The following is a 13,094-nucleotide window of genomic DNA, read 5'->3' as shown; positions in this document are numbered from 1 at the left end:
ATATTCTGACCGCGAATTCGGCTCTTACTGTGGGGCTAACCCATAACTACACAGTCTATGTTTGTACCATCAAAACCAAAGGTGCCATTAGCGCCTCAAAGGTAAATTTATGCAAGAAAAAGTAATGAATACCCAAGTAGAAGCATCTGGCCGTCAAGGTTGGACACGTCAAGATACAACTTGGATGTTAAGTTTATTTGGTACCGCGGTTGGTGCAGGTATTCTTTTCCTACCTATCAATGCTGGTATGGGCGGATTTTGGCCACTAGTCATGATGGCGGTAATTATCGGTCCTATGACCTATTTAGCCCATCGCGGTCTATCTCGATTTGTCTGCTCTTCAAAGACGCCAGGCAGTGATATTACTCACGTAGTTGAAGAGTATTTTGGTGTTGGCGCTGGTAAAGCGATCACCGTACTTTATTTCTTTGCGATCTATCCAATTGTATTGATCTATGGTGTGGGTATTACCAATACCATCGACAGTTTCATCGTTAACCAACTTGGTATGGCATCGCCACCACGTTGGATCCTATCTGGCTTGCTTATTTTAGGCATGATGTCAGTGATGGTTTCAGGTGAAAAAATTATGTTGAAAGTGACGCAATTCTTGGTTTATCCATTAGTCGCTATTCTAGCATTTATGTCTTTGTATCTTATTCCTAGTTGGAAGCTGGATGCATTGACTCAGATCCCATCAACCACTGAGTTCTTAGGTACTGTTTGGTTAACGATTCCAGTGTTGGTATTTGCATTTAATCATTCTCCAGCAATCTCACAGTTCTCTGTTGCATTAAAGCGTGAGCATGGTGTCAATGCGTCTAAGAAAGCCGATTTGATACTACGTAATACTAGTATGATGTTAGTTGGTTTTGTGATGCTGTTTGTATTCTCTTGCGTGCTTTCATTAAGCCCTGCGCAACTTGCAGAGTCTAAAGCACAAAACTTACCCATTCTTTCTTACCTTGCAAACGTTCATGAAAGTGGTTTTGTAAGCTACTTCGGTCCTATCATTGCTGTGATTGCAATTGTATCTTCTTTCTTCGGTCACTACTTAGGTGCGACAGAAGGTCTGAAGGGGATTATCACTAAGCAGTTGCGTAGCAGTAATAAAGAAGTATCTGATAAGAAAATAAATAAGTTTATTCTAGGCTTTATGTTCTTTACCATTTGGGGCGTTGCTATTATAAACCCAAGTATCTTAGGTATGATTGAAGCCCTAGGTGGTCCAATCATCGCTGCGATTCTTTATCTAATGCCTATGTATGCTGTTTATAAAGTACCCGCACTTAAAGCTTACCGTGGTCGTATTAGTAACATCTTCGTTGTGATTGCTGGTCTATTAGCAATGACCGCTATCCTGTTTGGTATGCTGTCTTAAGTTAACTTGTTTCAAGATTTACAAAGGGTCAGCACTCATTCAGTGCTGACCCTTTGTTGGTTCATAGAGGTTATTTATTATGTTTAGCGCATTTGAAATTTTTAAGATAGGTGTAGGTCCATCCAGCTCACACACTGTCGGGCCGATGAAGGCCGCCAAAGAGTTTGTTGATGAATTACGTCAACGTGGAGATATAGCAAAAGTGACTCGTGTCAGTGTCGATATCTATGGCTCACTGTCACTGACTGGTAAAGGCCATCATACCGATACCGCGATCTTAATGGGTCTGGGTGGTAACTTGCCTGAAACTGTCGAGATTGAGGCGATTCCAGAGTTTATTCGCCAAGTCGAAATGACAGCAACGTTACCTTTAGGAAAAGAAGCTAAGTGTGTTGCATTTCCTGCGGGGTCTGTGGTTTTTCACTCTTATGCACTTCCTTTACATGAAAACGGTATGTCTATCCATGCATGGAATGGGGATACCTGTGTATTTTCTAAGACTTATTACTCTACCGGTGGTGGGTTTATTGTTGATGAAGAGCACTTTGGTTTAGAAGCTGCGAACGAAGTTATCGTGCCATACCCATTTGCTTTCGCTGTAGATCTGTTAGCTATCTGTAAAGAGACAGGCATGAGCATCAGTGCGATTATGATGGCGAATGAGAAGGCCTTTAATAGCGAAGACGTTATCTATGAGCGCTTCGGTGCAATCTGGAATACCATGAAGGCGGGTATCGAGAAAGGCTGTCAAACAGAGGGGATACTTGCCGGACCATTACGCGTTCCTCGCCGTGCGCCAGCACTTTACCGTCAGTTAGTCACGGGGGAGCGTCACACTACCGATCCTATGGCTATTCTTGACTGGGTAAACATGTTCGCATTGGCAGTCAGTGAAGAAAATGCTGCCGGTGGCCGTGTGGTTACCTCGCCGACTAACGGTGCAGCAGGCATTATTCCTGCGGTCATGGCTTACTATGACAAGTTTGTTCAACCTATGACTCAACCTGAATACACGCGCTTTTATTTAGCGGCGGCAGCGATCGGTAATCTGTATAAACGTAACGCTTCTATTTCTGGTGCCGAAGTGGGCTGTCAGGGTGAAGTTGGCGTAGCATGTTCTATGGCAGCAGCTGGTTTAGCTGAGATCATGGGCGCGACTGCAGTGCAGGTTTGTATCGCGGCTGAGATCGGTATGGAGCATAACTTGGGGTTAACTTGTGACCCGGTTGCAGGCCAAGTACAGGTGCCTTGTATCGAACGTAATGCTATCGCTTCTGTTAAGGCTATCAACTCGTCACGTATGGCTATGCGTCGTAGTAGCGAGCCGACAGTGAGCTTAGACAAGGTGATTGAAACCATGTATGAGACTGGCAAAGATATGAATGTGAAGTACCGTGAAACCAGCCAAGGTGGTTTAGCGATAAAAGTCACGACTATCTGCGCTTAATGACAAAAAGCTAAGTGCAGGAACGGCTACGCCTTACTGCACGCCAGCAAGCTGACTACAGATGACGGAATGCTTTGCTTACGGTTAAAGGCAAAAAGCTTGTGCTGTATTGTCTTTACCGTAAGCGAGGAACTAGCGTGCTGTAGTGAACTGGTTCACGCTCCGTTATCCGTAGCGGAGCGTTCAGCTTAACCTAATATGAAGGGAGCTATTTCTCTTCATACATCTGGTAATAACTTTTTTCCATTCCCAGCGCTGAATAAGTACGTTGTGCTTTAGTGTTGTCTTGCTCTACATAGAGTCTGAAACTTGCTGCTCCACCATTGTCTTCGGCGATCTGCTTGACTGCTTGATAGAGTTTGCCGTAGATACCTTGTCGACGATTCTCTGGTCGAATATAGACACTTTGGATCCAATAGTAATCTTTTGCGCGCCAATCACTCCATTCGAATGTCACCATGAGTGAACCGGCTATCTCACCATCGACTTCAGCGACGAGGTAGAAGCCTTTTTCCGAGTGAGACAATAACGTCTTCACGCCTTTAGATAAAACAGCCTCATCTAATGCAAGATCTTCAGTTTCTTTAGCCATGGCTAAATTAAATTGAATCAATGCACTAAGGTCTGATTTTTCGCCTTTTCTAATTATCATAATCGCTCCAATTTTTGTGGCTACTTTAGCATGACCCACTTGGGTAAGTGGTAATATTTATCGATTCACCACTCGACTAAAGTCTAACTCTGCTAAACTTTTTAATACTGAATACCGAGTGAGAGGTGTCTATGGCTAGGGCCAACTATCAATTCCGTGTGCATAGAAATTCTGCAGATAAAAGCGTGAATCAAGCAGGTGTTGAGCGTCATAAATGCCTTCATTTTATGTTGACCATACTGACTTTTGGCCTTTGGGGGCTAGTTTGGTGGTGGCTTATCTTGAAGTCAGAGGGTAAAGCCGATCAACTATTTCGGGGGTTTGATGATGCTTACTGGAGCTATTTAATCGAGCGTGAACAACCCCCTGCAGCCTTACATAAGATAAAGATAGGTGAGGATGGTAGTGGGTATTTTGATGCTTAGATATCATGATTTATACATAAAAAAACCGCTTTTTGACGGTTTTTTTATTAACACTATTCAATGCTTTTAAATAATTAGAGTTTGCTCAACACGAGTTGAGTTTTCCCCATGGCATCTTTTAAGACTAGCTTGCCTTTAACAAGACTTGCATTGGTCACTTCCGGCATAGCCGCCATCACTCTTTGCTCTTGATCCATTAATGCATCGACACAGGCTTTCATCGTATTTCCAGCAGGCGTAAGACGAATATTCTCGCCATCAATAAAGTAACTGCCGAAAAAATTATTGCAGCTATTGTTTCCAGATAATTTTCCCTCTTTGGCAAAGATCAGCTGTGCTGGGCTGTAATCTATCACGGGTTTATTAGCGACGACCTCAATATTCCAGGTTCCCTGAAGTTTAATATTTTGAACTTGGGTGACATTTGAACTTTGACAAGCTGTGAGGCCAATTAAGGCCGCGGAGATAATGAAATACTTGATAGACATGACAGAGCCCTAAATTAATATAATTGTCATATTGTGACAATTATATTGCAAGATAAAAAGCATTAAATCTGTCAGAGAGAAGGAAAAGGGATGAAAACATTAAAAGTGATGCATTGGTTAGGTCTTGTGCTCCTTTTCAGTGGCGTAGCACTATACCTCTTTACAGATATTAGCCAAGTCGTTAGCGGTATAGTAACAGTGTCCACTTTGATAGGGCTTGGGGCTGTGATGATATCTCCCTTTCCCGTTGTTCTTTTCATTCAATGGGCAAAGGCACATGAAAAGCCAAAAGTGTAGTGTGAGCGCTCTAGGTAATGGATCGTTTGCTTTAAAGAGTTAAGTGATGATTATGCCGGTGGGGTTTACATTAAGTTACTGCTAGCTTCATCCCTAGTTTCTATCTTTGTCGCCAGTAGTCGAGCACCCTGCTTTGCTTGCTCAGACCTGAGTCCTTTTTTGGTTTGTTCTAGCATAGGACTCAGTTTCATCGATGACTTTGGACTGAAGTAGCTACAACTAAAGTCGATTTCGAGGTTCTCATTTTGTTGGTTAAGAAGTTTTTCAATTCGTCGAGAGATATGGAGTAGCTCACGCTCTGAATCTACAAAAACCAGTACTGCAAACTGTGTTTCATCATAGTGTGCAGCGATATCCGCCGTACGTATGGTGTCTTGGATAATTTTGCCCAACAATCGATTATGGTGTTCCTCAATATTTTGAGTTGTAGGGTCGGGTAATAATTCAACCAATATAATGCCTGCGTGGGCTCCAAAACGTCGGCCTAAACTCAGTTGTCTGGGAGCCATCATAATGAAACCATATTCATTTAGCATGCCAGTGTCCTTGTCTCTCATTGATAAGGATTCAATGCGTTGAGTTTGACAATATAGGGAAAGCTCCTGTTGCAGTAAAACTTGAAATGGTTCAAGCATAAAAGCGTTAGCTTCACTCCTTGACGTTTTTGAATTTAGCACACAAATGCAGCCAAAATGAGTGCCATCTGGCCATAATATTGGCCGAGTCAGCATATTGTTTGCTTCGTTGAAATCCTTAGGTAAATCTTGTGACTTTTGACTGGTTAAGTCGATATTAAGGCCCTCTGGTGGTGTGTGAATTAAACGCTTAAATATAGGGGTCTCTTTTTCGAATAGGGTGCCAGTTGTAAAGCAGCGAGCTTGGCTGATCGAGCTGACGATAATTTCAAATCCTTGACCTGTTTTCTGAATGACAAAGACAACATCTGACTGGTAATAACGATGCATCAGTTCACACTGATGCATCCACCTGACCAGATTAAGCTGGGTGTTATCACTTTCAAGTAAGCTGATTGTGGTATCAATATTCTCTGGAAGCATAGGAGCCTAGACAAGTCTTGTTGTGTTTTATAGATATTAATTGTGGTAGTCATATCAGCTTTTAGCAAATAATTGCTTAGGTTAGAGCTATCTGGTCAAAGACGATTTAATGGATTTGACTATGCCTGTATAATGCAAATTTTCTAATTGTTAACCGAATATGAGTAGAGTAATGGAAATCAGATTGGCTTATCTTGACGATGTTGAGCAATTACAGAGGCTTGAATGTCAAAATATTAATGATGAGCTGGGTAATGAGTCTCAGGCTAGTAGCTTTAATGGGCAAGTATTTGATTCTAAAGATCTCATTCACTTGATTGAGAAGGGCTGGATTGTTGTCGCTGAGGATCGACAGGAGATTGTGGCATATGTTATCGCGGGTCCTTGGTCATTTTTCCAAACTTGGCCTGTTTACCGACATATTCTTAAGCAATTAGGTCAATTTAGCCTGAAAGGTGTCAAGTTAACCCAAAATAACGCTTGCCAATATGGTCCAATTTGGATTAAACAATCCTATCGTGGTCAGGGAATATTTGAGCAACTGGTTTCAACTCTCAAGGAGCATGTCAGTCGTCAATTTCCCTTTATGCTGACTTTTATTGCTGAAGATAATATGGCCTCTTTTTCTGCTCATACCAATAAGGCATCAATGCAAGTGTTGGATTTTTTTACTTTTGATGATAGAGATTATTATCTGTTAGCTCTCGATAATTTGGGAGAGTAATGTGACTGAATCCCTGGATAGCGTACTGGCACCTTACATTAACCTTTCCTTATCAGCGTTTGATAATACCAAGCTTGTGGTCGCTCTTATTTATTCAACTTTTGACGCTTGTGAGGCTGGCAGTTCGACCCCTTTAGTTTATGAAGCTAGTCTGGCTCAGGGGAATGGGTCTACAGATGAACGCTATTACCTTGTTAGGTGGCAGGCAGAGTGGATAATGTGCGGCCGGACGAATAGTTATGCTGCAAATATTCGTGTTCTAAAAGAGGAGGTCAGTGTCGATATGAGCTCTTTAAGAGAGTTAACTATACCGGTGATGTCGATGCAACAAGTGTCGTTTATGTGTATGGAAAACGCTCACTTCGATCATTGTTAACACCGAAAATCAGAGAGTTGAAGATGAAGTTGACGGCGTTAGTTGAAAATACCAGACTCAAAGATAGACCTGATTTACGGGTTGAAAGGGGATTGTCTTTTCATCTGGATACGATGAATTTACAGCTAGTGTTTGATACTGGAAACGGTCGTGCATTTTGTGATAATGCGGCTTTACTCGGGATCGATATGCAAAAACTTGATGGTGCTGTTATTTCTCATCGACACCATGATCACTTTAATGGCGTAGCCTACCTTCTTGAGCTTAACCGCCGTATTCCCGTGTTTGTGCGAGAGTGTGAAACACAAGAGTATCTCTTCAAAATCCCAGCATTTAAGGCTTATGGTCCCACGCTAAATGTCGGGATAGACAAGCGTATTTTTGAACGTTTCCATGGCCGATTTAATTTCATTGAGCAAACGACGGAAATCTTTCCGAATGTCTATATTCTTACATCAATCAGTCATCGCTACCCTCAGCCTAAGGGAAATCGTTACTTATTCACTAAAGGAAGTGAAGGGTGTCAACCGGATAGTTTTGAACATGAACTTATGATGGTTGTGAAGGAGGAGGATGGCTTGATTGTGTTCTCTGGTTGTGGTCATAGTGGAATATTAAATATGCTTGATACTGCGATCAATCAATTTCCAGATAGCAAAATAAAGGCATTGGTTGGTGGTTTTCACTTAGTTGGTTTACCGCTATTTAATACCGTCGGCGGTAGTAAGCAAGATATTAGAGCTCTGGGGCGTAGCTTGTTACGTTTTCCTGTTGGCAAATACTATACAGGGCACTGCACCGGAATGAAGGCATACGGTATCTTAAAAGAGGAGCTTGGCAAGCGATTAGAATATCTACCTACAGGGCGTATGGTGGAGATTTAATTCGTCATTTAAATATAAAAAAACCGCCGAAGGCGGTTTTTTGTTTTCTATCAGGAGTTAGCCGACAGAAAAATAATTATAATTTAGCGTCAGCGCGTAGGACTTCAACTTTATCGGTACGTTCCCATGGGAACTCATTGCGACCGAAGTGGCCATATGCTGCTGTAGATTGATAGATTGGACGAGCTAAGTCCAACATCTCAGTTAGACCGTATGGACGTAGGTCAAAGTGCTGGCGAACCAATTTAATTAACAATTCTTCAGATACTTTGCCTGTACCGAATGTTTCGATACTGATTGAGGTTGGCTCTGCAACACCAATAGCATAGGAGACTTGAAGTTCACAACGTTCAGCAAGACCTGCAGCTACGATGTTCTTTGCTACATAACGTGCCGCATATGCTGCACTACGGTCAACCTTTGATGGGTCTTTTCCTGAGAATGCCCCACCACCATGACGAGCCATGCCGCCATAAGTATCAACGATAATCTTACGACCGGTAAGACCACAATCACCTACTGGGCCACCAATAACAAAACGACCTGTTGGATTAATAAAGTACTTTGTGTCTTTATTCAACCATTCTGCAGGAAGTACAGGCTTAATGATGGTTTCCATCACGCCTTCGATAAGATCTTTCTGATTGATACTTTCGCAGTGCTGGGTCGACAGAACAATAGCATCGATACCAACAATTTTATTGTCTTCGTATGCAAACGTCACCTGACTCTTGGCATCAGGACGTAACCAAGACAGAATTTTGTTCTTGCGAACTTCTGATTGACGCTTGACAAGTGCGTGAGCATAAGTGATTGGAGCAGGCATGAATACGTCGGTTTCGTTATTGGCATAACCAAACATCAGACCTTGGTCACCGGCACCTTGTTCTTTAGGATCTGCGCGATCGACACCTTGGTTAATATCAGGTGATTGCTTACCAATGACATTTAATACAGCACAAGAATCGGCATCAAAGCCCATATCCGAATTGATGTAACCAATGTCACGTACGGTCTTGCGGGTGATCTCTTCGATATCGACCCAAGCTGAAGTCGTGACTTCACCACCAACCATAACCATGCCGGTTTTTACGTATGTTTCACACGCAACACGAGCTTTTGGATCTTGCTCTAGTATTGCGTCTAATACCGCATCAGAAATCTGATCGGCGATTTTATCTGGATGACCTTCTGAGACTGACTCAGAGGTGAACAAGTGCTTTGCCATGGTGGGAATCTCGTCGTTAAACCATTTGAATGTATACCCAAGCTATCAAGCCACTATAGTATGTGGCGAACACACCTTCTACTTAGGGTGAACCTTGCATCGTGAAGCCGTTTGGGTATAGAAGTATCTACATCTAGATGGCTATTTTAATTCATTATGGCATTCTTATCACCCCCGATGACGAATTATTCCTCGAAATTGTGACATTACTTATGTTGTTGGGAGTGATTTATTGTTAATACTCTTTATATATCAGGTTGATAGTTGATCTGCAGTTTTCATTTTATCACAAGATATTTTTCATGACGGTGAATAGATTGTTCAAGGTACACCTATGATCTCTGCCAATATTGTGTACTTACGTTAAGAAAATGCCCATAACTGTGATAAACAATTTGCGTCAACTTGTTATGTAGGCGAAAATATGGCTCCCAAATTTGCCGTAGAGCATCGATGATTTAATAAGTGCTGATCGATATAGTGCTCGTTGCTCTAGACTTCAAAAAAAAACAAGCAGGAGAGAGCATGTCATCTCGTAAAGAACTCGCAAACGCTATCCGCGCATTAACGATGGATGCCGTTCAAAAAGCCAATTCAGGTCATCCTGGTGCACCAATGGGGATGGCTGACATCGCTGAAGTGCTTTGGAACGATTTCCTTAAGCACAACCCAAATAATCCTGAGTGGGTTGACCGTGATCGCTTTATCCTATCAAACGGTCATGGCTCAATGCTTATCTACTCTTTGCTTCATTTGACAGGCTATGCACTGCCTATTGAAGAGATTAAAAACTTCCGCCAGTTACACTCAAAAACGCCGGGTCACCCTGAATATGGTTATACCCCAGGTGTTGAAACAACAACAGGGCCTTTAGGTGCAGGTATCAGTAATGCTGTGGGTATGGCGATTGCTGAAAAGACCTTGGCAGCGCAGTTTAATCAACCAGGCCATGACATCGTCGATCACTTCACATACTGCTTCCTTGGTGATGGCTGCTTGATGGAGGGTCTCTCACATGAAGTTTGCTCACTTGCTGGTACTTTAGGCCTAGGTAAGCTTGTTGCGTTTTGGGATGACAACGGTATTTCCATCGATGGTCACGTTGAAGGTTGGTTCACCGATGATACACCTAAGCGTTTTGAATCATACGGTTGGCATGTAATTGCTAACGTCGATGGTCACGACAGTGATGCGATTCGTGCGGCAATCGAAGCAGCTAAGTCTGTCACTGACAAGCCATCTATGATCTGTTGTAAAACCACCATTGGTTTTGGTTCGCCAAACAAATCTGGTAGCCATGACTGTCACGGTGCACCATTAGGTGATGCTGAAATCGCTGCAGCTCGTGAGTTCCTTGGTTGGGAGCACGCCGCTTTTGAAATTCCTGAAAATGTGTACGCTGGTTGGGATGCAAAAGAAGCAGGCCAAACCAATGAAGCTAACTGGAATGATAAGTTTGCTGCCTATGAAGCTGCATTCCCTGAACTTGCTGCAGAGTATAAGCGCCGTGTTATCACTGGTGACCTACCTGCTGACTTTGAAGAGAAAGCGCAAGCTTTTGTTCAGGAGTCTCAAGATAAAGCGGAAGGGATTGCCAGCCGTAAAGCATCACAAAATGCCATCGGTTTCTTCGGTAACATGTTACCTGAACTCCTTGGTGGCTCAGCCGACCTTGCAGGTTCTAACTTGACACTTTGGTCTGGTTCTAAAGGCATTCAAGACGATCCAGCCGGCAACTACATTTATTACGGTGTACGTGAATTTGGTATGAGCGGTATCATGAATGGAGCCTCACTACACGGTGGCTTCATTAACTATGGTGCTACGTTCATGATGTTTATGGAATATGCGCGTAATGCTGTACGTATGTCTGCGTTGATGGGAATTCAAAATATCTTCGTTTATACCCATGATTCAATTGGTCAAGGTGAAGATGGTCCAACTCACCAACCAGTAGAACAACTTGCTAACTTGCGTATGACACCAAACATGACAGTTTGGCGTCCATGTGATGCGGCTGAAACGGCTGTTTCTTGGAAGTCGGCAATTGAGCGTCGTGATGCACCTACTTCGTTGATCTTCAGTCGCCAAGGCCTAAAAGCTCAGGCACGTAGCGCAGAGCAACTCGCTAACGTAGCTAAAGGTGGTTACACCTTAGTTGATTGTGCAGGCACGCCAGACTTAATCCTTATTGCAACGGGCTCGGAAGTGCAGCTTGCTATCGATTCAGCTGCAGTCTTGACTGAACAAGGTCAAAAGGTTCGTGTTGTTTCTATGCCTTCAACCAACGAGTTTGATAAGCAAGATGTCGACTATAAAGAGTCTGTTCTTCCAAGTGCTGTCACTAAGCGTGTAGCGATTGAAGCTGCTCATGTTGATTTCTGGCATAAGTATGTTGGTTTCAACGGTGCTATTGTTGGCATGACGACTTTCGGTGAGTCAGCACCTGGTGGCGATTTGTTGAAGTACTTTGGCTTTACCGTTGAAAACGTGGTCGCAAAGGCTAACAGTCTATAAGCACTCTGTTGTAAAGCTGTTGATGATCCATTGGTTATCTAATCAATGGATTATTCTATGATGCGAAATAATTGTTTAAACATTTTTCACTTTAAGCATTTATGATAGAACGGCTTACCTATAATGGTAGGCCGTTGTTGTATTAAAAATTGAGCTTAAAAAGGATAGAGATAGATCAATGATTAGAGTCGCAATCAATGGATATGGCCGCATCGGTCGCTCAATTCTTCGCGCTGTTTATGAAACGGGTAAGCGTGCTCAAATTCAGATCGTTGCCATTAACGAACTTGCCAAACCTGAAGCCATGCTTCATCTCACTCAATACGATACCACCCATGGTCGTTTTCAATCCCTGGTGCAGTTAGACGCTGATGGGCAAAAGATGTTGATCGGTGATGATGCCATTACCCTTTTACATGAAAGTGATCCCAGCAAACTCCCATGGGGTGAGATGGATATCGATATTGTTTATGAAGCGACAGGTGTACTGTCTGACCGCGAAAGCTGTGAGGCTCACATCCATGCCGGCGCCAAACAGGTACTTATCAGTCATCCATCATCGAGTGATGTGGATGCCACCATTGTTTATGGTGTGAATCATCATCTGCTCAAAGCTGAGCACACAGTGGTCTCTAATGCTTCATGCACGACGAACTGTATTGTGCCTGTTATCGAAGTCTTAGATGAACATTTTACGGTGAAAAGTGGTGCTATCACAACCATTCACTCTGCGATGAATGATCAGCAAGTCATCGATGCTTATCATGATGATCTGCGTCGAACGCGGGCTGCGGGTCAATCTATTATTCCCGTGGATACCAAATTGGCGAGGGGAATCGAGCGCATATTACCGCATATGAAAGATAAGTTTGAAGCTATCTCAGTACGTGTGCCAACTATCAATGTAACGGCCATCGACGTCTCCGTCACTATCGAGTCAAACGTTGATATCGCATTAGTGAATCAAGTGCTTAGGCAAGCATCTAAGGGCCTTTATAAAGGTGTTTTAGGTTATACTGACGAGCCGCTCGTATCTTGTGATTTTAACCATGATCCAAGGTCCAGTATTGTCGATGGAACTCAAACTCGAGTCAGTGCTGGTCATCTCGTAAAGTTGCTTTTATGGTGTGATAACGAGTGGGGCTTTGCAAACCGTATGCTAGACACCAGTTTAGAGATGATAAAAGCAAAAAGAGCTTAAAAGAAGATTCTAGGTGCAGAGAAGGTTCGAGGTTCTAGGAAAAGAAGGTCCTAGGAAAAGTTAAGGCGGGTAGAGCCGAAAGAGCAAAGGCGGAAGAAAAATAGATTTTGTAGGTCGGCATTTATGCCGTCACAAATTTCAAAGTAGGTCTTAGGAATAGTGCAGTCTTTTGATTGTATAGCAGGGTCACCGCTCTAGCCGCGAAGCGTCCTCGCAGCGAGTTTACGAGTGCTCTAGAGTCTGAGGAGAAGCTGGTTTCTAGGAAAAACAAAAGATTAGAACAGAGTAAGCTTGGCGTTGTTTATTGTGCAGAACCTAGAACCTAGAACCTAGCCTAGAATTTAGAAAAAATTTTGCTGATGGCCTGGTGTTGTGTCCCGGCGGTCAGATAATCCGTTTATTTTTAACTTTAACTT

13 protein-coding genes are annotated in these 13,094 nt (G+C 42.9%); 9 read left to right on the top strand and 4 right to left on the bottom strand.

The window, feature by feature from the left end:
* Positions 1 to 109: 109 nt before the first annotated feature.
* The gene (locus HWQ47_RS21535) at positions 110 to 1,381 is read left to right on the top strand and encodes a serine/threonine transporter (RefSeq protein WP_269968054.1); all 1,272 of its coding nucleotides are present in this window, start codon (positions 110 to 112) and stop codon (positions 1,379 to 1,381) included.
* Positions 1,382 to 1,460: 79 nt separating this feature from the next.
* Positions 1,461 to 2,828 (top strand): L-serine ammonia-lyase, encoded by a 1,368-nt coding sequence (locus HWQ47_RS21530; protein ID WP_269968053.1) that lies wholly within the window; start codon positions 1,461 to 1,463, stop codon positions 2,826 to 2,828.
* A 208-nt stretch (positions 2,829 to 3,036) separates the two neighbouring features.
* Here the strand turns inward: HWQ47_RS21530 and HWQ47_RS21525 are convergent, their stop codons facing one another.
* Entirely contained in the window at positions 3,037 to 3,480 is a 444-nt protein-coding gene (locus HWQ47_RS21525; RefSeq protein WP_269968052.1) for a GNAT family N-acetyltransferase, read from the bottom strand.
* Positions 3,481 to 3,611: 131 nt separating this feature from the next.
* Between HWQ47_RS21525 and HWQ47_RS21520 the strand changes: the two genes are divergently transcribed.
* Positions 3,612 to 3,905, top strand: coding sequence for a hypothetical protein (locus tag HWQ47_RS21520; protein WP_269968051.1), 294 nt, complete (start codon positions 3,612 to 3,614; stop codon positions 3,903 to 3,905).
* Between the two features lie 74 nt (positions 3,906 to 3,979).
* Here the strand turns inward: HWQ47_RS21520 and HWQ47_RS21515 are convergent, their stop codons facing one another.
* Entirely contained in the window at positions 3,980 to 4,393 is a 414-nt protein-coding gene (locus HWQ47_RS21515) for an META domain-containing protein (protein WP_269968050.1), read from the bottom strand.
* 90 nt (positions 4,394 to 4,483) lie between these two features.
* Between HWQ47_RS21515 and HWQ47_RS21510 the strand changes: the two genes are divergently transcribed.
* The gene (locus HWQ47_RS21510; RefSeq protein ID WP_269968049.1) at positions 4,484 to 4,690 is read left to right on the top strand and encodes a hypothetical protein; all 207 of its coding nucleotides are present in this window, start codon (positions 4,484 to 4,486) and stop codon (positions 4,688 to 4,690) included.
* Between the two features lie 65 nt (positions 4,691 to 4,755).
* Here HWQ47_RS21510 and HWQ47_RS21505 read toward each other — a convergent pair whose 3' ends face one another.
* Positions 4,756 to 5,748, bottom strand: coding sequence for a GGDEF domain-containing protein (locus HWQ47_RS21505; protein WP_269968048.1), 993 nt, complete (start codon positions 5,746 to 5,748; stop codon positions 4,756 to 4,758).
* A 172-nt stretch (positions 5,749 to 5,920) separates the two neighbouring features.
* Here HWQ47_RS21505 and HWQ47_RS21500 point away from each other — a divergent pair, with 172 nt between their 5' ends.
* The 3 genes from HWQ47_RS21500 to HWQ47_RS21490 are packed head-to-tail and all read left to right on the top strand — an operon-like array spanning position 5,921 to position 7,732.
* Complete coding sequence (locus HWQ47_RS21500; protein WP_269968047.1) at positions 5,921 to 6,472, top strand: GNAT family N-acetyltransferase; 552 nt, start codon at positions 5,921 to 5,923, stop codon at positions 6,470 to 6,472.
* Between the two features lies 1 nt (position 6,473).
* Positions 6,474 to 6,848 carry a hypothetical protein gene (locus HWQ47_RS21495; protein ID WP_269968046.1) on the top strand — a complete coding sequence of 125 codons (375 nt, stop codon included), beginning with the start codon at positions 6,474 to 6,476 and terminating at the stop codon, positions 6,846 to 6,848.
* 23 nt (positions 6,849 to 6,871) lie between these two features.
* Complete coding sequence (locus HWQ47_RS21490; protein ID WP_269968045.1) at positions 6,872 to 7,732, top strand: MBL fold metallo-hydrolase; 861 nt, start codon at positions 6,872 to 6,874, stop codon at positions 7,730 to 7,732.
* Between the two features lie 76 nt (positions 7,733 to 7,808).
* Here the strand turns inward: HWQ47_RS21490 and metK are convergent, their stop codons facing one another.
* Complete coding sequence (gene metK, locus HWQ47_RS21485) at positions 7,809 to 8,960, bottom strand: methionine adenosyltransferase (RefSeq protein WP_269968044.1); 1,152 nt, start codon at positions 8,958 to 8,960, stop codon at positions 7,809 to 7,811.
* Between the two features lie 525 nt (positions 8,961 to 9,485).
* Here metK and tkt point away from each other — a divergent pair.
* Both tkt and epd read left to right on the top strand, forming a co-directional pair.
* The gene (tkt, locus tag HWQ47_RS21480) at positions 9,486 to 11,477 is read left to right on the top strand and encodes a transketolase (RefSeq protein WP_269968043.1); all 1,992 of its coding nucleotides are present in this window, start codon (positions 9,486 to 9,488) and stop codon (positions 11,475 to 11,477) included.
* A 178-nt stretch (positions 11,478 to 11,655) separates the two neighbouring features.
* Positions 11,656 to 12,678 carry an erythrose-4-phosphate dehydrogenase gene (gene epd, locus HWQ47_RS21475; RefSeq protein WP_269968042.1) on the top strand — a complete coding sequence of 341 codons (1,023 nt, stop codon included), beginning with the start codon at positions 11,656 to 11,658 and terminating at the stop codon, positions 12,676 to 12,678.
* Positions 12,679 to 13,094 lie beyond the last annotated feature (416 nt).

Source organism: Shewanella sp. MTB7 (assembly GCF_027571385.1).
GTDB lineage: Bacteria > Pseudomonadota > Gammaproteobacteria > Enterobacterales > Shewanellaceae > Shewanella.
The sequence above is the reverse complement of the archived record's forward strand: the minus strand, read 5'-3'. Positions and strand labels throughout refer to the sequence as shown.